Genomic DNA, 24,408 nt, shown 5'->3' with positions numbered 1-24,408 from the left:
GGTGTGAGTACGGGCGGTGTGAGTCGCGCGGTGTGAGTACGGGCGGTGTGAGTCGCGCGGTGTGAGTACGGGCGGTGTGAGTCGCGCGGTGTGAGTACGGGCGGTGCGTACGCCGGGGTGCGCCGTCACCCCGGAACGGGCAGCGGGCTAGTTGCCGAACGCCGCGTCGAAGGACGCGCTGGGCGGCTCGTAGTCGTACGTCTTCAGGCGGGTCAGCGCCTCGGGGGCGCCCTGGAGGCGGTCCATGCCGGCGTCCTCCCACTCGACGGAGACGGGGCCCCGGTAGTCGATGGCGCGCAGCATCCGGAAGACGTCCTCCCAGGGCACGTCGCCGTGCCCGGCGGAGACGAAGTCCCAGCCGCGCCGCGGGTCGCCCCAGGGCAGGTGGGAGCCGAGCCGGCCGTTGCGGCCGTCGAGGCGCTTGCGGGCCTCCTTGCAGTCGACGTGGTAGATCCGGTCGCGGAAGTCCCACAGAAAGCCGACCGGGTCGAGGTCCTGCCACACGAAGTGCGAGGGGTCGAAGTTGAGGCCGAACGCGGGGCGGTGGTCGACGGCGGCCAGGGCGCGCTGGGTGGTCCAGTAGTCGTAGGCGATCTCGCTGGGGTGGACCTCGTGGGCGAAGCGGACGCCCTCGGCGTCGAAGACGTCCAGGATCGGGTTCCAGCGGTCGGCGAAGTCCTGGTAGCCGCGTTCGATCATGGACTCGGGGGCGGGCGGGAACATGGCGACCAGGTGCCAGATGGCGGAGCCGGTGAAGCCGATGACGGTGTCGACGCCGAGCCGGCGGGCGGCCCGCGCGGTGTCCTTCAGCTCGGCGGCGGCCCGTTGCCGTACGCCCTCCGCGTCGCCGTCGCCCCAGATCCGGGCGGGCAGGATCGCCTGGTGGCGTTCGTCGATGATGGCGTCGCAGACGGCCTGGCCGACCAGGTGGTTGGAGACCGCCCAGCACTTCAGTCCGTACTTGTCGAGGAGCTGGTGGCGGCCCTCGACGTAGGCGGGGTCAGCGAGGGCCTTGTCGACCTCGAAGTGGTCGCCCCAGCAGGCGAGTTCGAGTCCGTCGTAGCCGAAGTCGCGGGCGAGCCGGCAGACCTCCTCCAGAGGCAGGTCCGCCCACTGGCCGGTGAAGAGAGTGAAGTTGCGTGGCATGTCGCTGCCGGCCTCCTCAGGGGGCGATCGGGGTGTATACGGCGTTCTTCTCCGCGCTCTCCTCCACCGCGGCGAGCACCCGCTGCACCTGGAGTCCGTCGGCGAAGGACGGCTCGGGGGCGCGGCCCGCCGCGACCGCGTGCACCAGGTCGCGGGCCTGGTGGACGAAGGTGTGCTCGTAGCCGAGGCCGTGGCCGGGCGGCCACCAGGCGTCCAGATAGGGGTGGCCGGGTTCGGTGACGAGGATGCGGCGGAAGCCGGCCCGCTCGTCCGGTTCCGTGCCGTCGTGGAACGACAGCTCGTTGAGCCGTTCCAGGTCGAAGGCCAACGATCCCCGCTCGCCGTTGAGTTCGACGCGCAGGGCGTTCTTGCGGCCGGTGGCGTACCGGGTGGCCTCGAAGGAGGCGAGGGCGCCGGAGGGGAAGCGGCCGGTGAAGACGGCGGCGTCGTCCACGGTGACCTCGCCGGTGCCTGCCACCGGGGACCCACTGGGCAGGGGGCGTTCCCGTACGAAGGTCTCGGTGAGGGCGGAGACCCCGGCCAGCCGTTCGCCGGTCAGGTACTGGGCGAGGTCGACGATGTGGGCGCCGAGGTCGCCGAGCGCGCCGGAGCCGGCCAGCTCCTTGCGCAGCCGCCAGGTCAGCGGGGCGGCCGGGTCGACCAGCCAGTCCTGGAGGTACGTCACCCGCACGTGCCGCAGCCGGCCGATCCGGCCCTCGGCGACCATCCGCCGGGCCAGCGCGGTGGCGGGCACCCGGCGGTAGTTGAAGCCGACCATCGCCACCTGGCCGCGGGCGGCGGCCGCTTCGGCGGCGCGGGTCATGGCCGCCGCCTCGGCGACGGTGTTGGCCAGCGGCTTCTCGCACAGGACGTGTTTGCCGGCGGCGAGCGCGGCGAGCGCGATCTCGGCGTGGCTGTCGCCGGGGGTGCAGATGTCGACGAGGTCGACGTCGTCGCGGGCCACCAGGGCCCGCCAGTCGGTCTCGGCCGCCGCCCAGCCGTGCCGGTCGGCCGCGCCGCGGACGGCGTCGGCGTGCCGCCCGCAGATCACGGCCAGGACCGGGTTCAGCGGCAGGTCGAAGACGCGTCCGGCGGTGCGCCAGCCCTGGGAGTGGGCGGCGCCCATGAAGGCGTAGCCGACCATGCCGACCCGCAACGGCGGTCTGCTCGCCGGCGCCCCGGCCCCGGCGGGCGCGGTACGCGCCCCGGCCCCGGCAGACGCTGGCCCCACCCCGGCCCTCTCGGGCTGCTGCGGCTGTCCCATGCGGATGTCCTCCTCGTCGTGGTGGTGCGGTGGGGCACGGTCGCCGCGCCCGGCCGGACCAGGGAGTTCGGTCCCCGCCCCGGGGCTGGTCAGGTCCCCGGGGCGGCACGCCGGCCGGTCACTTGAAGCCGGTGGACATGTACTGGTCGACGTTGGTCTTGTCGACGACGGCCGAGTAGCACGTCAGCGACGACGGGATCTCGAACTCGGCGAGGCCGCCGACGCCCTTGCCCTGGCCGAGCGCGCGAGCGAGGTCGATCGCGGAGGCGGCCATGGTCGGCGGGTAGAGGACGGTCGCCTTCAGGACGCCGTTGTCCTGCTTGATGGCCTGGAACGCGGAGAGCGCGCCCGCGCCGCCGACCATCAGGAAGTCGTCCCGGCCGGCCTGTTCGATGGCGCGCAGGGCGCCCACGCCCTGGTCGTCGTCGTGGTTCCACAGCGCGTCGAACGAGGACTGGGCCTGGAGCAACTGGGCCATCTTGGCCTGCCCGGACTCGACGGTGAAGTCGGCGGCCTGACGGGCGACCTTCTTGATGTTCGGGTAGTTCTTCAGGGCGTCGTCGAAGCCCTTGGTGCGCTGCCGGGTCAGTTCGAGGTTGTCGATGCCGGCCAGCTCGATGACCCGGGCGTCCGCCTGGTCCTTGAGCTGCTCGCCGATGTAGTGCCCGGCGTTGAGGCCCATGCCGTAGTTGTCGCCGCCGACCCAGCAGCGGTACGCCTGCGGGGTGTTGAAGATCCGGTCGAGGTTGACCACCGGTATGCCGGCCCGCATCGCCTTCAGCCCGACCTGGGTGAGCGCCTTGCCGTCGGCGGGCAGCACCACCAGGACGTCGACCTTCTTGTTGATGAGGGTCTCGATCTGACCGATCTGCTGGGCGGTGTCGTTGGAGCCCTCGGTGACCTCCAGGGTGACGTCGGAGTACTTCTTGGCCCGCCCCTTGGCCTGGTCGTTGATGGCGTTGAGCCAGCCGTGGTCGGCGAGCGGGCCGGCGTAACCGATGGTGACCTGCTTGCCGGGCTGGTCGTCGGCGGCGGGCTGGGTGCTGGCGCCCGCCCCCTCGTCGTCGTCCGACTCGTTGCTGGTGCACCCGGTGAGGAAGGCACCGGCGGACACGGCGGCGGCGCCGAACAGCAGCCCCCTGCGGCTGGCGAGCGGCCCGCTGCTCCCGGCCAGCGGCCCTCTGCGGCTCACGAATGGCGTGTGCTCTGGCATGACGGTCAACCCTTTCCTCAAGGCGTGCTCGCGGTACGGCGCTGGACCAGCACGGCGGCGACGATGATCGCTCCCTTGGCGATCTGCTGGACGTCGCTCTGCAGGTTGTTCAGGGCGAAGATGTTGGTGATGGTGGTGAAGATCAGGACGCCGAGCACGGAGCCGACGATGGTGCCGCGGCCGCCGCTGAGCAGCGTGCCGCCGATGATCGCGGCGGCGATGGCGTCGAGTTCGTAGAGGTTGCCGTTGGTGTTCTGGCCGGAGCCGGACAGCACGATCAGCAGGAAGGCGGCGATGCCGCAGCACAGGCCGGACAGCAGGTAGAGGTAGAGGCGCTGGCGGCGGACGTCGATGCCGGCCAGCCGGGCGGCCTCCGCGTTGCCGCCGACGGCGACCGTGCGGCGGCCGAAGGTGGTCCGGTTGAGCACCAGCCAGCCGATGACGGTGACGGCGGCGAAGACCAGCACCAGCGGCGGGACGCCGAGCACGTAGGCGTCGCGTTCGCCGAGGTCGAGCACGCCGGAGACGGTGACGACCTGGGTCTGTCCGTCGGTGATCTGGAGCGCCAGGCCGCGCGCGGAGGCCAGCATGGCGAGGGTGGCGATGAACGGGACCATCGCGCCGTACGCGATGAGGACCCCGTTGACGAGTCCGCAGCCGACGCCGACCACCAGCGCGGTGAACAGGATGCCGAGGAATCCGTACTCCTGGGTGGCGACCGTGGTCGCCCACACCGAGGCGAGGGCGACGATCGCGCCGACCGAGAGGTCGATGCCGCCGGACATGATGACGAAGGTCATGCCGACGGTGACCACGCCGATCACGGACGCCTGGGTGAGGACGAGCTGGAGGTTGCGGGTGTCGAGGAATTCGTCGGGCTTGGTGATCCCGCCGATCAGCACCAGCACGGCGAGCACGCCGAGCAGGGAGAGGATGCGGACGTCGGCGCGGGCGAGCACGCCCCGCCAGGCGGGCGGCGGTCCGTCCACCGGTGCCGCCTTTCCGGTGCCGTCCCGGGGCGGTGACACGTGCTGCGTCATGATGCCGGGCTCCCTTCCATGACGAGGTCGAGTACGCGGTGTTCGTCGAGTTCGCGGGCGGGCGCCCGGTGCACGACCCGGCCCTCGCGCAGCACCAGGACGCGGTCGGCGAGGCCGAGCACCTCGGGCACCTCGCTGGAGACCAGCAGGACGGCCAGGCCCTCGTCGGCGAGGCGGCGCACGACCGCGTACAGCTCGGCGCGGGCGCCGACGTCGACGCCGCGGGTGGGTTCGTCCAGGAGCAGCACCCGGCAGCCGCGCAGCAGCCAGCGGGCCAGGACGGCCTTTTGCTGGTTGCCGCCGGACAGGGTGCGCACGGGGACGTCCGGGTTGTCGGGGCGCAGCGACAGTTCGCGGACGGCGGCGCGGGCGGCGGCGCGTTCGGCGCTCCGGTCCAGCCAGCCGGCGCGGGAGAAGCGGGACATCGACGACACCGACACGTTGCGGGTGACGGACTCCAGCATCAGCAGCGCCTGTGCCTTGCGCTCCTCGGGGGCGAGGCCGAGGCCGGCGCGCACGGCGGCCCGTACGCTGCCGGGCCTGAGCGGGCGTCCGTCGACCAGTACCTGTCCGGCGGACGGCTTGCGGGCGCCGTACACGGTCTCCAGGATCTCGGAGCGGCCGGAGCCGACCAGTCCGGCCAGGCCGACGATCTCGCCGGGGCGAAGCTCCAGGTCGAGCGGCGCGAACTCGCCGTCCCGGGCCAGGCCCCGCACGCTCAGCACCGGTTCGGCGGCCGGGGTGGACACCGGCCGGTCCGGGAAGACCCAGGCGACGTCGCGGCCGGTCATCAGGGCGACGACCTCGCTGGTCGGAGTCGACTTGGCGGGCAGTGCGCGGGCGACGGCGCGACCGTCCTTGAGGACGGTGACCCGGTCGCCGATGCGGCGGATCTCCTCCAGGCGGTGCGAGATGTGGACGACGGCCACGCCGGTGGCGGTGAGGTCGCCGACGATCCGGAAGAGGTTGTCGACCTCGTCGGGGTCGAGGGCGGCGGACGGCTCGTCCATCACGATCAGCCGTACGTCGTGGGAGAGCGCCCGGGCCATGGAGACGATCTGCCGCTGGGCCGCCGACAGCTCCCCGACCAGGCGGCCCGGGTCGACCTCGGGGTGGCCGAGACGTTTCAGCAGCGCGGCGGTGGCGGCGCGGGCGGCCCGGCCCCGGACCACGAAGCCCGCGCTGGTCGGCTCGTGCCCGAGGTGCACGTTCTCCGCCACCGACAGGTGCTCCACCAGGTCGAGTTCCTGGTAGATGGTGGCGATGCCGAGGCGCATGGCGGCGCTCGGCGAGCGGAGCGTGACGTCCGCGCCGCGCCAGCGGATGGTGCCGGTGTCCGGCTGGTGGGCGCCGGCCAGCACCTTGATGAGGGTGGACTTGCCGGCCCCGTTCTGGCCGAGCAGGCAGTGCACCTCACCGGCCTGGACGTCGAGGTCGACGCCGTCCAGGGCGCGGACGCCGGGGAAGGACTTGGTGATGCCGGACATGCTGAGCAGCGGTGGTTCTGGTGCCATGTGAGGTCCCCTCGGCGGGCGTGCGGGCCGGTGTCAGGGCGGCCGGCCCGCGGGTGCGCGGACAGGCGTTTTCAGGCAGGGCGGAGCTACGCGCTGTGCGGAAAGCGTGCGACGGGGATGTGCTACGCGGGTGAGAACAGGTGGTCGCTGATGAGGCGGGCGGCGCCGATGACGCCGGCGGTGGGGCCCAGTTCGCCGAGCACGATGGGCAGGTTGCCGGTCGCCAGGGGCAGCGACTGGCGGTAGACCTGGGTACGGATCGCGGCGAGCAGGGTGTGGCCGAGGCCGGTGACCCCGCCCCCGATCACCACCAGGCCGGGGTTGAAGAAGCTGACCAGGCCGGCGATGACCTGGCCGGTGCGGCTGCCGCCCTCGCGGATCAGGTCGAGGGCGGTGGCGTCCCCGGCGGCCGCCGCGGCGGCGACGTCGGCGGCGCCGAGGCTGCCGCCCGCCGCCAGGCGGGCCGCGAGTTCGGCGGAGCTGCCCTGCTGGGCGGCCTCGGTGGCGTCGCGGGCCAGCGCCGCGCCGCTGAAGTGGGCCTCCAGGCAGCCCCGGTTGCCGCAGGCGCACGGGCGGCCCTCGGGCACCGCCTGGATGTGCCCGATGTCGCCGGCGCTGCCCGTCGTGCCGCGGTAGACCTCACCGCCGACGACGATGCCGCAGCCGATGCCGGTGCCGATCTTGACGACGAGGAAGTCGTGCACGGTCCGGGCCACCCCGGCGTGCTGCTCCCCCAGCGCCATCAGGTTCACGTCGTTGTCGACCATGACCGGGCAGCCCAATTCCTGGCTGAGCGCCTCCCGGACCGGGAAGCCGTCCCAGCCCGGCATGATCGGCGGGGCCACGGGGACGCCCTCGGGGAAGCGGACCGGCCCCGGGACGCCGATGCCGGCGCCGTCGAAGCCCTCCGCGAGTCCCGAGGCCCGCAGCTTGGCGGCCATGGACAGGACCTGCTCGAAGACCGCGACCGGTCCCTCGCGCACGTCCATGGGCTGGTTGATGTGGCCGAGGATCTCCAGTTCCGCGTTGGTGACCGCGACGTCGACCGAGGTCGCGCCGATGTCCACGCCGAGGAACCGGAGTCCGGGGTTGAGCCGGATGTTGTGCGAGCGGCGTCCGCCGCGGGAGGCGGCGAGTCCGTCGGCGACGGCCAGTCCGGTCTCCAGCAGCCGGTCCACCTCCACGGCCAGCTTCGACCGGGAGAGGTCGACCTGGTCGCCGAGCTGGGCCCGGGAGTTGGGGCCGCCGTCCCGCAGCAGTTTCAGCAGCCGGGCCTGGTGGGCGTTGGCGGGTCGTGCGGTCATGCGTCTCACGTGCCCCTCCCCGCCTCAATCGGCTGCGCGCTGTCGTGCTTTCGAAGGGAACGTAGCAGCGGCTGCCGAACCTGGGAAGAAGCTGTGCATAGATTGCCGCCGACTTTTTCCACTCGCAGGACAAAGAGGCGAGCGGTCACAGCCAATGAGCCGGGCGGGAACGCTCCGTTCAGGACGCGCCGCGGGCGTGGTACGACCGCCGGGTGTGCTCGGTGTGCTCGCGCATGAGGTGGGTCGCGCGCTGCTCGTCGCGGTCGGTGATGGCGGCGATCAGCTCCCGGTGCTCGGTCCAGGACTGCTGGCCGCGCTGGCGGGCGATCGGCGTGTAGTACCAGCGCACCCGGCGGTCGACCTGGGCGGCGAGTTCGGCGAGGACGGCGTTGCCCGCCAGCTCCATCACCTTGGCGTGAAAGCGGGCGTTCAGGGTGACGGCGCCGTCCACGTCGTCGGCGGCGACGGCCCGCTCCCCCTCGGCGCACAGCTCCTCCAGGGCCGCCACGCCGGCGCTGGTGGCGCCCGCGGCGGCCAGCCGGGCCGCCTCGGCCTCCAGCAGCGTACGGACGGTCAGCAGCTGGTCGGCCTCCGCCTCGGTCGGCTCGTGCACGAACGCGCCCTGGGCGGGGCGCAGATCGACCCAGCCCTCGGTGTTCAGCCGCTGGAGCGCCTCGCGCACCGGCTGCCGGGAGACGCCGAGGTGGCCGGCGAGTTCACTCTCGACGAGGTGCTGGCCGGGGCGCAGGGCGCGGGTGGTGATGAGTTCGAGCAGTGCCTCGTAGACGCGGTCGCGCAGCGGCCCGGGGCGTTCCAGCCTGGGCACCGCCCCCTGCGGCAGTCCTGTCGACAACATCGCGGCCCCCTCGGCGAAGTAAAGACGGTGAAGACGGTGCAGACAGTAAAGGAAGTATCAATTGTCTTTCGTCTACAGTCTACGGCGCCCCCGGCGCCGGGGGTTCACGGACAGCGCACGACCTGCCCCGCGTACGACAGGTTGCCGCCGAAGCCGAACAGCAGCACCGGGTCCCCGGTCGTGATCTCGCCGCGTTCCACCAGCTTGGCCAGGGCCAGCGGGATGCTGGCCGCCGAGGTGTTGCCGGACTCGGTGACGTCCCGGGCGACGACGGCGTTGACGGCGCCGATGCGCAGCGCGAGGGGTTCGATGATGCGCAGGTTGGCCTGGTGCAGCACGACGGCGGCCAGGTCCGCGGGGTCCACGCCGGCCCGTTCGCACACGCCCCGGGCGACGGCGGGCAGCTTGGTGGTGGCCCACCGGTAGACGCTCTGGCCCTCCTGGGCGAAGCGCGGCGGGGTGCCCTCGATGCGCACGGCGTGTCCGAGTTCGGGCACCGAGCCCCACAGCACGGGGCCGATGCCGGGTTCCTCGCCCGCGGCGCAGGGCTCGACGACGGCGGCGCCCGCGCCGTCGCCGACCAGCACGCAGGTGGTGCGGTCGGTCCAGTCGGTGACCTCGGACATCTTGTCGGCGCCTATCACCAGGGCCCGGCGCGCGGCGCCCGCCCGGACCGCGTGGTCGGCGGTGGCCAGGGCGTGCGTGAACCCGGCGCAGACGACGTTGACGTCCATCGTGGCGGGGCTGCCCATGCCGAGCCGGGCGGCGACCCGGGCGGCCATGTTCGGGGAGCGGTCGATGGCGGTGGAGGTGGCGACCAGCACCAGGTCGACGTCGGCGGGGGTGGCCCCGGCCGCGGCGAGTGCCTTGGCGGCGGCGTGCCCGGCGAGTTCGTCGACGGGTTCGTCGGGGCCGGCGATCCGGCGGGTGCGGATGCCGACCCGGCTGGTGATCCACTCGTCGCTGGTGTCGACCAGGCCCGCCAGGTCCTCGTTGGTGAGGATTCTGGCGGGCTGGTGGTGGCCGACCCCGGTGATGCGCGAACCGTGCATGGTGGATTCCCCTCGGTGCCTGCGGTTGCGGGATCCACCAGTCTGATCAGTGACTCACGGGTACGACGGCAGGTGATGCGACAGGAAACGGAGGCACCGCTTGTCGGCTTCCGTCACCCGCGCACCCCGCGTCACCTCGTCCTCACGCCCACCTCACCCTCACCCTCCCCCTCACCCTCACCCTCCCCCTCACCCTCACCCTCCCCCTCACCCTCGCTCTCACCCTCGCTCTCACCCTCACCCTCACCCGGTGAACAACTGGGTGGCCTTGCGGACCAGCTCGTACAGCCCGTAGCCGAGCGGTGCTCCCACCCACAGCCAGGCGAAGGCGATCAGCGGGCGCCGGCCGGTGCGGCTCTCACTGCTGTCGGGCGACATGGGCGGCCTCCTCGATTTCCTCGGCGGTGACGTGGTGGCGCTCGTGGACCGGACGGACCAGTTCGTTGGCGACGAAGCCGACGACGAGCAGTCCGATCATGATGACGAACGACAGCCCGTACAGGGCCGAGCCGTGCCGCCCGGCCTCCTCCTGCCGGTCCGCGATCCAGTTGACGATCAGCGGCCCGAGCACACCGGCCGTGGACCAGGCGGTGAGCAGCCGGCCGTGGATCGCGCCGACCTGGTAGGTGCCGAAGAGGTCCTTCAGATAGGCGGGGACGGTGGCGAAGCCGCCGCCGTAGAAGGACAGGATCACCAGGGCGGCCAGTACGAACAGCGGCTTGGAGGAGTCGCCGAACAGGGCGATGAGCGCGTACATCACCGCGCCGACGCCGAGGTAGACCCGGTAGATGTTCTTGCGTCCGATCAGGTCGGAGGTGGACGACCAGCCGATCCGGCCGGCCATGTTCGCGGCCGACAGCAGGGCCACGAACCCGGCGGCGGCGGTCGCGGAGACCGGCGCGGAGGTGTCCGCGAAGAAGTCCGTGATCATCGGCGCGGCCTTCTCCAGGATGCCGATGCCCGCGGTGACGTTCATGCAGAGCACCAGCCACAGGCACCAGAACTGCGGGGTGCGCACCGCCGAGCGGGCCGAGACCTGGACGCCGGTCAGCGCGGCGGGCTTCCCGTCGGCGCTCTCCGGGACCCGCGGCACCCGCACCAGCAGCACGCCGAGCAGCATGAAGACGGCGTAGGACAGTCCGTGCACCAGGAAGGCGAGGGCGATGCCGGAGCTGTCGGTGCCGAAGGACTCCAGCATCTGCGCGGACCAGGGCGAGGCGATCAGCGCGCCGCCACCGAAGCCCATGATGGCGATGCCGGTGGCCATGCCGGGCCGGTCCGGGAACCACTTGATCAGCGTGGAGACCGGCGAGATGTAGCCGATGCCGAGGCCGACGCCGCCGACGAAGCCGTAGCCGAAGACGATCAGCCAGTACTGCTCGGTGGCCGCGCCCAGCGCGGAGAGCAGGAAGCCGGACGAGAAGCAGATCAGCGCCACCGTCATCGCCCAGCGCGGCCCGCGTTTCTCGACCAGGGTGCCGCCGAACGCGGCGGACAGGCCGAGCATCACGATGCCGAGCTGGAAGGGCAGCGCGCTCTGGGTGCCGCTGAGGCCGAGCGCGGATTCCAGCGGCGGTTTGAACACGGACCAGGCGTACGCCTGCCCGATGGAGAGGTGGACCGAGAGGGCGGCCGGGGGAACGAGCCAGCGGCTCCAGCCGGGCGGTGCGACAGGGGGACTCATGAGTCCCCAACCGTAGGGAGCCGGAGCGCGGTTGAGAAGACAGTTGATCAAACAACCACCCAGCGCCACCGGCTGTGCACAATCCCTTGCCGCCTCTACCTCCATACTGTAGACAATATTTCGTCGACGAAATCGCGACAGTTCCTCGGTTCCTCGGTACGACCCTCGACCGAACGGAGCTATCCCCCATGAAAGTCGCAGTCCTCGGCGCCGGTGCGATCGGCGCCTATGTGGGCGCCGCGCTCCACCGCGCCGGTGCCGACGTGCATCTCATCGCCCGTGGACCGCACCTGGCGGCCATGAGGCGGCACGGAGTACGGGTGCGCAGCCCGCGCGGCGACTTCACCGCGCGCCCGCGCGCCACCGACGACCCGGCCGAAGTGGGCCCGGTCGATTACGTCTTCCTGGGGCTGAAGGCCACCTCGTACGCGGCGTGCGGGCCGCTGATCGAGCCGCTGCTGCACGACTCCACAGCGGTGGTGGCCGCCCAGAACGGCATCCCCTGGTGGTACTTCCACCGGCACGGCGGCCGCTACGACGGCCGCCGGCTGGACAGTGTGGACCCGGACGGCGCGGTCAGTGCGGTGCTCGCGCCCGAGCGGGCCGTCGGCTGCGTGGTCTACGCGGCCACCGAACTGGCGGGGCCGGGCGTGGTCCGGCACCTGGAAGGCACCCGGTTCTCGATCGGCGAGCCGGACCGGAGTGTGTCCGCCCGCTGTCTGGCGCTCAGCGCGGCGATGCGCGCGGGCGGCCTGAAGTGCCCGGTCGAACCGGCCCTGCGCAACGACATCTGGCTCAAGCTGCTCGGCAACATCTCCTTCAACCCGATCAGCGCGCTGGCCCGCGCCACCATGCGGCAGATGTGCGCGCACGGCGGCACCCGGCAGGTGATCGAGACGATGATGGCCGAGACCCTGGCGGTCGCCGAGGCGCTCGGCTGCGAGGTCGGCGTCTCCATCGAACGCCGGCTGGCGGGCGCCGAGAAGGTCGGCGACCACCGCACCTCCACGCTCCAGGACCTGGAGCGCGGCAAGCCGCTGGAACTCGACGTGCTGCTCTCGGCCGTCGTCGAACTGGCGGAGATCACCGGCGTCCCGGTGCCCACCCTGCGCACCGTGCACGCCATCTCGGACCTGCTCGCCCTGAGGAGCGCCGCATGAAGAAACGGCAGCCGGCCGGCTACACCAGGCTCACCCACCCCCTGGTGCGCGACTCCCGCGACGCGCCCTTCCGCCGGGCCACCTGGGACGAGGCCCTGGACCGGGTGGCCCGGGGTCTGGCCCGCCACCGGGGCGCTTTCGGCATGTTCTCCTGCGCCCGCGCGACCAACGAGATGAACTACGTGGCGCAGAAGTTCGCCCGGGTGGTGATGGGCACCAACAACGTCGACTCCTGCAACCGCACCTGCCACGCCCCGTCCGTGGCCGGCCTGTCCGCCGCCTTCGGCTCCGGCGGCGGCACCTCCTCCTACGAGGAGATCGAGCACACCGACGTCATCGTCATGTGGGGCTCCAACGCCCGTTTCGCGCACCCGATCTTCTTCCAGCACGTCCTGAAGGGGATGCACAACGGCGCCCGGATGTACGCCGTCGATCCGCGCCGCACCTCCACCGCCGAGTGGGCGGAGAGCTGGCTCGGCCTCAACGTCGGCACCGACATCCCGATGGCGCACGCGATCGGCCGGGAGATCATCCACGCCGGCCTGGTCAACGAGGCGTTCGTCGAGCGCGCGACCACCGGCTACGCGGAGTACAGAGCCCTCGTCGAGCCGTGGACGCTCTCCCTCGCCGAGAAGGTCACCGGCGTCCCCGCCGCCGCCATCCGCGACCTCGCGCACGCCTACGCCCGCGCCGAACGCGCCCAGCTGTGCTGGACCCTCGGCATCACCGAGCACCACAACGGCACCGACAACGTCCGCGCGCTGATCAACCTCTCCCTGCTCACCGGACACGTGGGCCGCTACGGCGCCGGACTGCAACCCCTGCGCGGCCAGAACAACGTGCAGGGCGGCGGCGACATGGGCGCCATCCCCAACCGCCTGCCCGGCTTCCAGGACATCCTGGACCCGGACACCCGGCTGAAGTTCGAGTCCGCCTGGGACACCGTGATCCAGCCGCACTACGGCCTCACCCTGACCGAGATGTTCGAGGCGATGGCGGACGGCTCGCTGAAGGCGGTGTACTGCGTCGGCGAGAACCCGGCCCAGTCGGAGGCCGACAGCGAACAGGCGGTACGCCGCCTGAGCGCACTGGACTTCCTGGTCGTGCAGGACATCTTCCTGACCAGGACCGCCTCGCTCGCGGACGTGGTGCTGCCCGCCACCGCCGGCTGGGCGGAGACGGACGGCACCACCACCAACAGCGAGCGGCGCGTGCAGCGGGTCCGCCGGGCGGTGAGCCCGCCGGGCGAGGCCCGCGAGGACATCGACATCTTCTGCGACCTCGCCGCCCGCCTCGGCCACGACTGGAAGTACGCCGACGCCGAGGCGGTCTGGAACGAGCTGCGCGCCCTGTCGCCGGACCACCACGGGATGACGTACGACCGGCTCACCGAGCACCGGGGCATCCAGTGGCCCTGCCCGAGCACCGACCGGCTGGAACCGACCTATCTGCACGGCCGGCTGTGGGACCCCGACCCGGCCCGCCGGGGCCGCCCGGCGCCCTTCGGCATCGTCCAGCACGATCCGCCGGTCGACCTCACCGACGAGCGGTACCCCCTGCGCCTCACCACCGGGCGCCGCCTCGACTCGTACAACACCGGGGTGCAGAGCGGCGGTTACGCCTCCCCGCTGCGGCGCGGCGAGTCCGTGGAGCTGTCCCCGGAGGACGCCGAGCGGTACGGGGTGGTGGTCGGGGAGACGGTACGGGTGACCTCGCGGCGCGGGGCGGTGGAGGCACCCGTGTGGGTCGACCCGGCGCTGCGGCCGGGGCTCGCCTTCATGACCTTCCACTTTCCCGACGAGGTGGACACCAACCAGCTGACCATCGAGGCCAACTGTCCGATCGCGGGAACGGCGGAGTTCAAGGCGTCGGCGATCCGGATCGAGAAGCTGCCCGTCGCGACCATCGTGAGGTGATGCCAAGTGGACCTGCGCTTCGGTGACAGCAAGCCGACGGACGACGAACGGGCGGCCGTCGACGCCCTGCTCGGCCCGCCCGAATCCTCCTGGGAGGGCGCCACCCGCGATGAGATGAACGCCGCCGACCTGCGCTGGGCGCGGGGCGGCCGGGCCGCCCGGGACCGCCGCGACCTGCTGCTGCCGGGGCTGCACGCGGTCAACGACCGGGTCGGCTGGATCAGCGACGGCGCCCTGGACTACCTGTGCCGGCGGCTGACCGTGCCGCCGGCCGAGGCGTACGGCGTCGCCACCTTCTACGCCATGTTCTCCGTCCGCCCGCGCCCCGCGACCGTCCTGCACGTCTGCACCGACCTGGCGTGCGCGACGGCCGGCGCGGAGGCGCTGTGCGCCGAGGTCACAGCGGAGCCGGGCGTCACCGTCCAGCGCAGCCCCTGCCTCGGCCTGTGCGAACGCGCCCCGGCGGCGCTCGCGGTCCGGGCCGGCGACCCGGTGCGTACGGCCGTGGCGGCGCCCGCGACGGCCCGCGCGGCCGTGCTCGCCGCCACCGCTCCCGACTCGGCGCCCGAGGAACCCCCGGCCGCGGCGGCCGTCCCACAGGCGGGTGACGCGGAGCTGGTCCTGCTGCGCCGGGTCGGCGTGGTGGACCCCGCCTCGCTCGACGACTACCGGGCGCACGGCGGCTACACCGCCCTGCGCCGGGCCTTCGCACTCGGTCCGGCCGGGGTGATCCGCGAGGTCACCGACTCCGGACTGGTCGGGCGCGGCGGCGCCGCCTTCCCCACCGGCCGCAAATGGCAGGCCACCGCCGCCCAGCCGGACCACCCGCACTACCTGGTCTGCAACGCCGACGAGTCCGAGCCGGGCACCTTCAAGGACCGGGTGCTGATGGAGGGCGACCCGTACGCGCTGATCGAGGCGATGACCATCGCCGGGTACGCCACCGGTGCGCACCGGGGCTACCTGTACCTGCGCGGCGAGTACCCCCGGGCGCTGGCCCGCCTCACCCACGCCATCGACCGGGCTCGCGCCCGCGGGCTGCTCGGCGACGACGTCCTCGGGCAGGGCTACGCCTTCGACATCGAGATCCGGCGCGGCGCGGGCGCCTACATCTGCGGTGAGGAGACCGCCCTGTTCAACTCCATCGAGGGCTACCGGGGCGAGCCCCGCGCCAAGCCGCCGTTCCCGGTGGAGCGGGGCCTGTTCGGCAAGCCCACCGCCGAGAACAACGTCGAGACCCTCGTCAACGTGCTGCCGATTCTGACCATGGGCGCCGAGGCGTACGCGGCGATCGGCACCGGCCGGTCCACCGGCCCGAAGCTGTTCTGCGTGTCCGGCGCCGTGGCCCGGCCGGGCGTCTACGAGCTGCCGTTCGGGGCCACCCTGGGCGAACTGCTGGGCCTCGCCGGGGTCCGGGACGGGCTGCGCGCGGTGCTGCTCGGCGGGGCGGCCGGCGGCTTCGTACGGCCCGACGAGCTGGACATCCCGCTCACCTTCGAGGGGACGCGCGAGGCGGGCACCACCCTCGGGTCGGGGGTGGTGCTGGCCTTCGACGACACGGTTCCGCTCCCCCGGCTGCTGCTGCGCATCGCGGAGTTCTTCCGCGACGAGTCCTGCGGCCAGTGCGTGCCGTGCCGGGTGGGCACGGTGCGGCAGGAGGAGGCGCTGCACCGGATCGCCGAGCGCACCGGGGCCGGCGCCGCCGACGACATCGCGCTGCTGCGGGAGGTCGGCCGGGCCATGCGGGACGCCTCGATCTGCGGTCTGGGCCAGACCGCGTGGAACGCCGTGGAATCCGCCATCGACCGGCTGGGGGCCTACGAATGACCGCGATACCGCTCGGTGTGCCGCGCCGGCTGGTGGAGTTCACCCTCGACGGGCAGGAGGCCCGGGTTCCCGAGGGGTCGACGATCCTCGACGCCTGCCGGGCCGCCGGCAAGGACGTGCCGACCCTGTGCGAGGGCGACACCCTCGCCCCGAAGAACGCCTGCCGGGTGTGCGTGGTGGAGGTCGAGGGGGCCCGCACCCTGGTCCCGGCCTGCTCCCGCCGCGCCGAGCCCGGCATGACGGTGCGCACCGGCACCGAGCGGGCCCGGCACAGCCGCAAGGTGGTCCTCGAACTCCTCGCCTCCTCGGTCGACTTGTCGACCACCCCGCGGGCCGCCGAGTGGATCAAGGAGTACGAGGCGAAACCCGACCGGTTCGGCCCGGACGCGGCCCGGGTCGAGGAGGAACCCCGGATCGACAACGACCTGTACGTCCGGGACTACGGCAAATGCATCCTCTGCTACAAATGCGTGGACGCCTGCGGGGAGCAGTGGCAGAACAGTTTCGCGATCTCGGTCTCCGGGCGCGGCTTCGACGCCCGGATCTCGGTCGAGCAGGACGCCCCGCTGACCGACTCGGCGTGCGTCTACTGCGGCAACTGCGTCGAGGTCTGCCCCACCGGGGCGCTGTCGTTCAAGTCGGAGTACGACATGCGGGCGGCGGGCACCTGGAACGAGTCGGCGCAGACCGAGACCACCACGGTGTGCGCGTACTGCGGAGTGGGATGCAACCTCACTCTGCACGTGCAGGACAATGAGATCGTCAAGGTCACCTCGCCGCACGACAGCCCGGTGACCCACGGCAATCTCTGCATCAAGGGCCGTTTCGGCTACCAGCACGTACAGAACCGGGGCTGATCAGGACATGGGACGAGTCACGGAACGACGCAAGGTGATCCGCATCCGGGACGGGGCGGTCTCCACCCGCCCGGACACGCTCGTCGCCGAGGAACCCCTGGAGATCCGGCTCAACGGCAAACCGCTCGCCATCACCATGCGCACCCCCGGCGACGACTTCGCGCTCGCCGCCGGGTTCCTGGTCAGCGAGGGGGTGCTGAGCGGCAAGGACGACCTGCGGAACATCGTGTACTGCGCGGGCGCCACCGTCGACGGGTCCAACACGTACAACGTGGTGGACGTGCAGACCGCGCCCGGTGTCCGGATGCCCGACATCACCCTCGAACGCAACGTCTACACCACCTCCTCCTGCGGCCTGTGCGGCAAGGCCAGCCTGGACGCGGTGCGGACCACCGCCCGCTGGCCCATCGCCGACACCCCGCCGGTCCGGATCGACGCGGATCTGCTCGCCGAGCTGCCGGACCGGCTGCGGGCCGCCCAGCGGGTCTTCGACCGGACCGGCGGGCTGCACGCGGCGGCGCTGTTCACCGAGGACGGCGAACTGGCCGACATCCGGGAGGACGTGGGCCGGCACAACGCGGTCGACAAGCTGGTCGGCCGGGCGCTGCAGAGCGGCGGCCTGCCGCTGTCCCGGTCCGTGCTGCTGGTCTCCGGGCGGGCCTCCTTCGAGCTGGCCCAGAAGGCCGTGATGGCCGGCATCCCGGTGCTGGCGGCGGTGTCGGCGCCGTCCTCGCTCGCCGTGGACCTGGCCGCCGAGACCGGCCTGACCCTGGTGGGCTTCCTGCGCGGCACCTCGATGAACGTGTACGCGGGCGCGGACCGGATCGCCCTGCGGACCGCGGCCGTCCAGGGCTGAGCCGGTCGGCCCGCGGCACGGCGGCGGACCCCCGGCCCCCGGCGGGGAGCGCCCCCTGCGCCGGGCCGGGGCGATGCCGTGTCCGGGGCTCCCGGAGCCGGCGACACGCGGGGGAAGTCCGTACGACATATCCGTCATGTGATGACTTGATCTACTGATGCCCTGATGACCGGCTACCGCCCAGCCGTCCGAAGGGTCACCGCTCCATGCCGTCCGCGCTCGCCGCCGCCCTGCTCGCCCTCTCCTTCGCCGTCCCCGCCGCGGCCCCCGCCGCCCAGGCCCCCGAATTCACCCAGCAGGTCCTCTTCCGCGCCGACCAGGAGAGCGGATACGCCTGCTTCCGCATCCCGGCGATCGTCCGGACCACGGACGGGACGCTGCTCGCCTTCGCCGAGGGCCGGGTCCGCAACTGCGGGGACGCGGCCGACATCGACATCGTGCTCAAGCGCTCCGCCGACGGCGGCCGGACCTGGGGCCCGCTGCGGGTGGTCAACGACGGCGGCGGCGACACGCACGGCAATCCGGCGCCGGTGGTGGACCGGGCGACCGGCCGGGTACTGCTGGTGGAGACGTACAACACCGGCCGGGCGGACGACGCGGGCTGCGCGATCCCCTGCGACCGCGCCCCGCACCTCCAGTACAGCGACGACGACGGGCTGACCTGGTCGGCGCCGCGCGACCTGACCGCCGAGATCCGCCCGGCCGGCTGGAACTCCTGGTACGCCACCGGTCCCGTGCACGGCGTGCAGCTCGGCACCGGGGCGCACGCCGGGCGGCTGGTGCTCGGGGTCAACGCCGAGAGCTGGGACGACGGCCGGGTCGCGGCGAACCACGCGGCCCTCGTGGTCAGCGACGACGGCGGCGCCCACTGGCGGGTCGGCGCTACCGACACCTGGCCGGTGGCCGACGACGGCACCTTCCGGCAGAAGCCGTCCGAGGTGACGCTCGCCGAACTCGCCGACGGCACGCTGCTGGTCAGCGGCCGCGAGCAGGACGGCACCGACCTGGGCCACCGCGCGCAGACCGTCAGCCGCGACGGCGGCGACAGCTTCGCCGCGCCCTTCGAGGCCCTCCCGGACCTGTACACCCCGCAGGTGCAGGGCGCGCTGCTGCGGCTCGGCGACCGGGTGCTGCTGTCCGCGCCGGCCGACCCGGACCGCCGCCGGACCATGGTGATCCGCTCCTCCTGGGACTCCGGCGCCACCTGGGACAGCGTGGACCGGGCCACCGTCGTCACCCGGGACTGGTCCGGCTACTCCGACCTGACCGCGCTCGACGAGACGACGGTGGGCCTGCTGTACGAGGCGGGCACGGCGGACGCCCGGGACGAGATCCGGTTCGCCCGGTTCGGCACCGACTGGCTCCAGCCCCGGCGCGGCGCCGACCCCACCACCCCCGACCTGTCGCCGGGCGCCCGGCCGGCCGCCGTGCTGGGCGGGGCGGCGCCGACCGACGGCGCGGTCGGCGGGGCGCTCGCCTTCGACGGCGTGGACGACGAGGTGCGGCTGCCGTACCGGGACCGGCTGCCGCTCGGGGCCGGCGACTTCACCGCGTCGCTCCGGTTCCGCTACACGGCCGGCAGCGGGGAGCAGCCGCTGCTGTGGATGGGCGGCATCGGCACCAGGCAGCCCCAGGTGTGGCTGCGGGCCGAGCCCGGCCAGGACCGGGTGACCGGGCTGATGACCGCCCGGCAGGGCGCGGCGGCGCCCCGGTCGGCGTATGTGCGGGCGGCCGGCGCCCACAACGACGGCCGCTGGCACCGGCTGGTGCTGCGCCGGGGCGGCGGGCGGCTCGCCCTGTTCCTCGACGGGGTGCGGACCGAGGCGGCGGACGTGCCGGGCTCGGTCAGCCGCGACTCGGCGTTCGGTGTGCACGTGGGCGCCCGGATGGACGGACGGGCGCACTTCACCGGGGCGCTGGACGACGTACGGGTGTGGGGGCGGGCGCTGACCGACGGCGAGGTGGCCGCCGCCGAGCCGCCGGCCGGGGACAGTGTGCTGACACTGCCGCTGGACCGGGTGGACGCCGGGGGCTGACCGCTCAGCGGGTGCCGGCGCCGGTCGGTATCGGCGCGGCCGGGGCGGTGTCGTCGGCGGGCAGCGGGTCGTGTGCGCGGCGTTTGGCGATGACCGCGCAGACCATGAGCTGCATCTGGTGGAAGAGCATCAGCGGCAGTACGGCCAGCGAGGCGTGCGCGCCGAAGAGCACGCTGGCCATCGGCAGCCCGGCGGCCAGCGACTTCTTCGAACCGGCGAACTGGATGGCGATCCGGTCCGCCCGTCCGAACCGCAGCGCCTTCGCGCCGTACCAGGTCAGCGCCAGCATCACGGCGAGCAGCACGGCCTCCACGGCCAGCAGTCCGGCCAGCCGGACCGGGCTGACCTGGTGCCAGACGCCCTGCACCATGCCCTCGCTGAACGCCGTGTAGACGACCAGCAGGATCGACCCGCGGTCGACCAGCCCGAGCACCTTCTTGTGCCGGGCTACGAACCCGCCCTCCCGTCGCCCACCACCACCCTGCCCGACGCGCTTCGCGCGGCCCCTCCTGACTCCACAGCGCCGCAGCAACTGCCCCGCCACGAACGGCACCAGCAGCTGGAGCACGATCTTCACCAGCGAGTCGGCGGAGAACCCGCCCCCGGTGCCGCCCAGCAGGCCCGCCGCCAGCAGCGGTGTGAGGACGATGCCGGCCAGGGAGGAGAAGGAGCCCGCGCAGATCGCGGCGGGCACGTTGCCGCGGGCGATGGAGGTGAAGGCGATCGACGACTGGATGGTGGACGGGACCAGGGTGCAGAACAGCAGGCCCTGGTAGAGCGGGTCGGTCAGGAAGACCGGGACGAGTCCGCGCGCCGCCAGTCCGAGCAGCGGGAAGACGACGAACGTGCAGGCCAGCACGGTGACATGCAGCCGCCAGTGCCTGAGTCCGTCCATCGCCTCCCGGGTGGAGAGCCGGGCGCCGTAGAGGAAGAAGAGGAACGCGATCGCGGCCGTGGAGGCGCCGTTCGCCACGTCCGCCGAGGTGCCGCGGGCCGGCAGCAGCGCCGCGAGGCCCACCGTCGCCAGCAACAGCAGGATGTACGGGTCGATCGGCATCCAGCGCGGCGGGCGTAGGCGTTTCACGGTGCTCCACTTGCTCGTATCGCTTCTTCGGTCCTCGGGCACGGGACACGGGTCCCCGCTCCATCCTGCTCCCTCACCCGGCGATCGGGAATCCGGCATACCGCACTGACTGTCATCACGTTCCGCGATAAAGTGGGACCATGTACGACCCCTCCCAGCTGCGGACCTTCCTCTCGGTGGCGCAGACGCTGAGCTTCACGCAGGCCGCCCGGCGGCTCGGGCTGCGCCAGTCGACGGTGAGCCAGCACGTGCGGCGCCTGGAGGACGCGGCCGGGCGGCCGCTGTTCACCCGGGACACCCACTCGGTGCAGCTGACCGAGGACGGCGAGGCGATGCTCGGCTTCGCCCGCCGCATCCTGGAGGTGCACGAGCAGGCGACGGCGTTCTTCACCGGCACCCGGCTGCGCGGCCGGCTGCGGTTCGGCGCGTCGGAGGACTTCGTGCTCACCCGGCTGCCCGAGATCCTGGAGAGCTTCCGGCACGACCACCCCGAGGTCGACCTGGAACTGACCGTCGAGCTGTCCGGCACGCTGCACGAGCGGCTGGCCGCCGGAAAGCTGGACCTGGTGCTGGCCAAGCGCCGTCCGGAGGACCGGCGGGGCGAGCTGGTCTGGCACGACCGGCTGGTGTGGATCGGCGCCGAGCGGCTGCGCCTGGACCCCGGCCGCCCGGTGCCGCTGATCGCCTATCCGCCGCCCGGCATCACCCGCGCGCTGGCCCTGGAGGCACTCCAGCGCCAGGGCCGCGCATGGCGGGTGGCCTGCACCAGCGGCAGCCTCAACGGTCTGATCGCGGCGGCCCGCGCGGGCCTCGGCGTGATGGCGCACTCCCGGGGCCTGGTCCCGCCCGGCCTGGTCCGGGTCCCGGACCGGGCCGGCCTGCCGGAACTGGGCCGGGTCGACTTCGTCCTGATCACCGGCGAGCGCCGCACCGCCGCCCAGGACGCGGCGGACGCCCTGGCCGCGGCCATTCTGGCGAGCGGCGACCGGCTGCACACGGCGGTCAGGACAGCGGCCGCGGATAGATGAGCTGCTTGACCCGGCGCAGGAACGGGGACGCCTCCACGTGCCGGACGCCTTCCAGGTGGCCGAGCGGGCCGCTCAGGTAGGCATAGAGGTCGGCGGTGCTGCGCACCACGGCGGTGGCGACCAGGTTGGAGGGGCCGGCGGTGGCCGCCGCGTGGGCGATCTCGGGGTGCGCGGCGAGGGTCTCGCCGACCCGGTGCAGGGCGGCCGGGCCGACGGTGATCCACAGGGCGGCGACGACCGGGAAGCCGAGCAGCGCGGAGTCGTACTCGACGTCGACGTAGACCGCGCCGGAGCCGAGCAGCGCGGCCAGCCGGCGTTTGACGGCCGACTCGGAGCGGCCGGTGGCGCGCTGGAGCTCCGGGTAGCCGGCCCGGCCGTCCCGTTCGAGGACGGCGAGCAGCGGCTCGTCCTCGGGGGCGATCCGGGCCGGGCCGACGGCCGGGTCGACGGGCGTCGCGGCCAGCGCCGCCGTCTCGTCGGCGGTCAGCACGTCGAACTTGCGCAGCCAGCCGGTGGGGCCGCCGTGGAAGCGGTGCAGCATCTGGTGGGCCCGGATCTCCAGGACCCGCGGGGTCCGCGGCAGCTTGCCCAGCAGCAGGTCGTCGCGGTCGCCGAGGCTGCGCGGGCGGGTGCCGCAGATGACCTCGGTGCCGCCCGAGGCGAGCCCGATCCAGCTGGTGTCGGGCCGTTTGGCGAGCGCGTCGGCGATGGCGGCGGCCGCGTCGGGGACGCAGCGCAGCCGCAGCGTCCACTGGTCCCGGCCCAGCCGCTCGGCGTCCCGCACCGCGACCACCCGCAGTCCGCCCTCGGCGCACAGCCGCCGGTAGCGGCGGGCGATTGTCTGGTCGGAGACGCCGAGCACCGCGCCGAGCCGGCTGAAGGAGGCCCGGCCGTGCACCTCCAGCGCGCTCAGCAGCCGCAGGTCGAGCTGGTCGAAGGTGTCGGATTCCATCTCCACGGCGGCCACTTTCCTCGGGTTCCGTCGCTTGTCTGCCGGTGGCCGGTGCCATCGGCCGGGCCCGGCTCATCGTACGGAGGACCGCAAGGGTTTCGACGAACGGAAGAGGACGAGATGCGCGCATGGGGACCGCTGACGGCGGTCTGCCTGGGCACGTTCATGCTGCTGCTGGACGTGACGATCGCGGTGGTGGCGCTGCCGGACATGGCGCACGGGCTGAATGCCTCGCTGAGCGATCTGCAATGGGTGATGGACGGGTACGCGCTGGCGCTGGCGGCGCTGCTGCTCGGCGCGGGCGCCGCGGCCGACGTGCTGGGGCGGCGGCGTACCCATGTCGCCGGGGTGGTGCTGTTCGCGGCGGCGTCGCTGCTGTGCGGGGTGGCGACCGGGCCGGCCATGCTGGTCGCGGCGCGGGCGGTGCAGGGAATAGGCGCGGCGGCGATGTTCGCCACCACGCTGCCGCTGCTGGGCTCGGTCTACCAGGGCCGGCAGCGGTCGGTGGCGCTCGGCGTGTGGGGCGCGGTGAGCGGCGCGGCGGCGGCCGTCGGGCCGGTACTGGGCGGCCTGCTCACCGACGGACCCGGCTGGCGGTGGATCTTCTACGTCAATCTGCCGGTGAGCGTGGTGGCGGTGTGGCTGACGCTGCGGGTGGTGCCGGAGTCGCGCGGGGCGCAAGGGCGCCGGGTGGACGTGCCGGGCACGGTGACGTTCGCGGCGTTCGCCGGGGCGGTGACGTACGGGGCGGTGCGGGCCGGGTCGCACGGCTGGACGGAGTCCGGCACGCTGGCCGCCTTCGGCTGCGCGGTGCTGTTCCTGACCGCTTTCGTCGTGCTGGAGCGGCGGTCCGCCGATCCGCTGCTGGACGTACGGCTGTTCGCGCGGCCCGCGTTCTCGGCGGTGATGCTGGGGGCGCTCGCCTTCAACGCGGCGGCGTTCGGGGTGATGGCGTACACCTCGATCTGGCTCCAGACGCTGCTGGGGATGAGCCCGGTCCGTGGCGGCCTGGTGTTCCTGTGGCTGTCGCTGGCCTCGTTCACGGTGGCCGCGGCGGGCGGCCGGCTGCTGCACGGGGTGCCGGCCCGGTTCACCATCGGCGGCGGGCTGCTGCTGATCGCGGCGGGACAGTACTGCACGGCGTTCCTGGACGCCGGGTCGACGGCGTCCGCGCTGGTGCCGGGGCTGCTGCTGGTCGGGGTCGGCACCGGGCTGGTGTCGCCGGGCATCGCGGGCGCGGCGCTGGCGGCGGTGCCCGCCGAGCGGGCCGGGATGGCGGGCGGCGCGGTGAACACCTTCCGGCAGCTCGGGTACGCGCTCGGCATCGCGGTCTTCGGCACGGTGCTGGCTTCGCGGATGACGGACACCCTGCCGCACGACGCGGCGCACGCGCTGGCGGGCGGTGGCGCGGGGGCCCTGCGCGGCGCGTTCCCCGAGCGGGCGCTGCACGCCGCGTTCGCCTCCGGCCTGAACGCGGCGGCGGTGACCGCGGGGTCGGTGGCGGCGGTGGCGGGGGTGCTGGTGCTTCTGCTGGCCGGTTCCCGTCCAGGGGTGGCGCGGGAGGCGGTTCGACCGCAGGCGCGTCGTGGCTTGTCGCGCAGTTCCCCGCGCCCCTGAAG

Annotated in this window: 20 protein-coding genes; 8 read left to right on the top strand and 12 right to left on the bottom strand. The window is 73.2% G+C overall.

Going from position 1 to position 24,408, the window contains the following annotated elements; translation table 11 throughout:
* Positions 1–147: 147 nt before the first annotated feature.
* The 10 genes from ACTT8P_RS08470 to ACTT8P_RS08425 form a co-directional block, all read right to left on the bottom strand.
* A complete protein-coding gene (locus tag ACTT8P_RS08470) occupies positions 148–1,146 on the bottom strand; it encodes a sugar phosphate isomerase/epimerase family protein (RefSeq protein WP_442830918.1) in 999 nt (332 codons plus the stop codon).
* A 16-nt stretch (positions 1,147–1,162) separates the two neighbouring features.
* Positions 1,163–2,410 (bottom strand): Gfo/Idh/MocA family protein, encoded by a 1,248-nt coding sequence (locus ACTT8P_RS08465; protein WP_442830917.1) that lies wholly within the window; start codon positions 2,408–2,410, stop codon positions 1,163–1,165.
* A 118-nt stretch (positions 2,411–2,528) separates the two neighbouring features.
* On the bottom strand, positions 2,529–3,623 hold the full coding sequence (locus ACTT8P_RS08460) for a substrate-binding domain-containing protein (RefSeq protein WP_442830916.1): 1,095 nt from the start codon (positions 3,621–3,623) through the stop codon (positions 2,529–2,531).
* Between the two features lie 17 nt (positions 3,624–3,640).
* Complete coding sequence (locus tag ACTT8P_RS08455; protein ID WP_442830915.1) at positions 3,641–4,663, bottom strand: ABC transporter permease; 1,023 nt, start codon at positions 4,661–4,663, stop codon at positions 3,641–3,643.
* Positions 4,660–6,177: a sugar ABC transporter ATP-binding protein gene (locus tag ACTT8P_RS08450; RefSeq protein ID WP_442830914.1), complete on the bottom strand. Its 1,518-nt coding sequence runs from the start codon at positions 6,175–6,177 to the stop codon at positions 4,660–4,662. The genes ACTT8P_RS08455 and ACTT8P_RS08450 overlap by 4 nt, the downstream gene beginning before the upstream one ends.
* Before the next feature lie 122 nt (positions 6,178–6,299).
* Positions 6,300–7,481, bottom strand: coding sequence for an ROK family protein (locus tag ACTT8P_RS08445; RefSeq protein ID WP_442830913.1), 1,182 nt, complete (start codon positions 7,479–7,481; stop codon positions 6,300–6,302).
* Positions 7,482–7,659: 178 nt separating this feature from the next.
* Complete coding sequence (locus ACTT8P_RS08440) at positions 7,660–8,337, bottom strand: GntR family transcriptional regulator (RefSeq protein WP_442830912.1); 678 nt, start codon at positions 8,335–8,337, stop codon at positions 7,660–7,662.
* 104 nt (positions 8,338–8,441) lie between these two features.
* Positions 8,442–9,389 carry a beta-ketoacyl-ACP synthase III gene (locus tag ACTT8P_RS08435; protein WP_442830911.1) on the bottom strand — a complete coding sequence of 316 codons (948 nt, stop codon included), beginning with the start codon at positions 9,387–9,389 and terminating at the stop codon, positions 8,442–8,444.
* Between the two features lie 243 nt (positions 9,390–9,632).
* On the bottom strand, positions 9,633–9,767 hold the full coding sequence (locus ACTT8P_RS08430) for an MFS transporter small subunit (RefSeq protein WP_361171972.1): 135 nt from the start codon (positions 9,765–9,767) through the stop codon (positions 9,633–9,635).
* Entirely contained in the window at positions 9,748–11,073 is a 1,326-nt protein-coding gene (locus ACTT8P_RS08425) for an OFA family MFS transporter (RefSeq protein WP_442830910.1), read from the bottom strand. Before ACTT8P_RS08425 ends, ACTT8P_RS08430 begins: the two co-directional genes overlap by 20 nt.
* Before the next feature lie 188 nt (positions 11,074–11,261).
* On the opposite strand from ACTT8P_RS08425, the gene ACTT8P_RS08420 reads away from it, so the two are divergent.
* The 6 genes from ACTT8P_RS08420 to ACTT8P_RS08395 all read left to right on the top strand — a co-directional run bounded on the left by ACTT8P_RS08420 (position 11,262) and on the right by ACTT8P_RS08395 (position 19,725).
* On the top strand, positions 11,262–12,233 hold the full coding sequence (locus ACTT8P_RS08420; RefSeq protein ID WP_442830909.1) for a 2-dehydropantoate 2-reductase: 972 nt from the start codon (positions 11,262–11,264) through the stop codon (positions 12,231–12,233).
* Positions 12,230–14,149 (top strand): molybdopterin oxidoreductase family protein, encoded by a 1,920-nt coding sequence (locus ACTT8P_RS08415; protein ID WP_442830908.1) that lies wholly within the window; start codon positions 12,230–12,232, stop codon positions 14,147–14,149. The genes ACTT8P_RS08420 and ACTT8P_RS08415 overlap by 4 nt, the downstream gene beginning before the upstream one ends.
* Before the next feature lie 6 nt (positions 14,150–14,155).
* On the top strand, positions 14,156–15,976 hold the full coding sequence (locus ACTT8P_RS08410) for an NADH-ubiquinone oxidoreductase-F iron-sulfur binding region domain-containing protein (protein ID WP_442830907.1): 1,821 nt from the start codon (positions 14,156–14,158) through the stop codon (positions 15,974–15,976).
* Positions 15,973–16,833, top strand: a complete 861-nt coding sequence (locus ACTT8P_RS08405) for a 2Fe-2S iron-sulfur cluster-binding protein (RefSeq protein WP_442830906.1) — start codon at positions 15,973–15,975, stop codon at positions 16,831–16,833. Before ACTT8P_RS08410 ends, ACTT8P_RS08405 begins: the two co-directional genes overlap by 4 nt.
* 7 nt (positions 16,834–16,840) lie before the next feature.
* Positions 16,841–17,689, top strand: a complete 849-nt coding sequence (gene fdhD, locus ACTT8P_RS08400) for a formate dehydrogenase accessory sulfurtransferase FdhD (RefSeq protein ID WP_442830905.1) — start codon at positions 16,841–16,843, stop codon at positions 17,687–17,689.
* Between the two features lie 206 nt (positions 17,690–17,895).
* Positions 17,896–19,725 carry an exo-alpha-sialidase gene (locus ACTT8P_RS08395; RefSeq protein WP_442830904.1) on the top strand — a complete coding sequence of 610 codons (1,830 nt, stop codon included), beginning with the start codon at positions 17,896–17,898 and terminating at the stop codon, positions 19,723–19,725.
* A gap of 4 nt (positions 19,726–19,729) precedes the next feature.
* On the opposite strand, the gene ACTT8P_RS08390 is transcribed toward ACTT8P_RS08395, so the two are convergent.
* Positions 19,730–20,809: a bile acid:sodium symporter family protein gene (locus ACTT8P_RS08390; protein ID WP_442830903.1), complete on the bottom strand. Its 1,080-nt coding sequence runs from the start codon at positions 20,807–20,809 to the stop codon at positions 19,730–19,732.
* A 140-nt stretch (positions 20,810–20,949) separates the two neighbouring features.
* On the opposite strand from ACTT8P_RS08390, the gene ACTT8P_RS08385 reads away from it, so the two are divergent.
* Positions 20,950–21,837, top strand: a complete 888-nt coding sequence (locus ACTT8P_RS08385) for a LysR substrate-binding domain-containing protein (RefSeq protein ID WP_442830902.1) — start codon at positions 20,950–20,952, stop codon at positions 21,835–21,837.
* On the opposite strand, the gene ACTT8P_RS08380 is transcribed toward ACTT8P_RS08385, so the two are convergent.
* Positions 21,812–22,795 carry an Lrp/AsnC family transcriptional regulator gene (locus tag ACTT8P_RS08380; RefSeq protein ID WP_442830901.1) on the bottom strand — a complete coding sequence of 328 codons (984 nt, stop codon included), beginning with the start codon at positions 22,793–22,795 and terminating at the stop codon, positions 21,812–21,814. The two genes, ACTT8P_RS08385 and ACTT8P_RS08380, sit on opposite strands and share 26 nt — an antisense overlap.
* Positions 22,796–22,909: 114 nt before the next feature.
* Between ACTT8P_RS08380 and ACTT8P_RS08375 the strand changes: the two genes are divergently transcribed.
* A complete protein-coding gene (locus tag ACTT8P_RS08375; protein ID WP_442830900.1) occupies positions 22,910–24,406 on the top strand; it encodes an MFS transporter in 1,497 nt (498 codons plus the stop codon).
* Positions 24,407–24,408 lie beyond the last annotated feature (2 nt).

It is taken from the genome of Streptomyces sp. JW3 (assembly GCF_052216785.1).
In the GTDB taxonomy this organism is placed as follows: Bacteria; Actinomycetota; Actinomycetes; order Streptomycetales; family Streptomycetaceae; genus Streptomyces.
The sequence above is the reverse complement of the archived record's forward strand: the minus strand, read 5'-3'. Positions and strand labels throughout refer to the sequence as shown.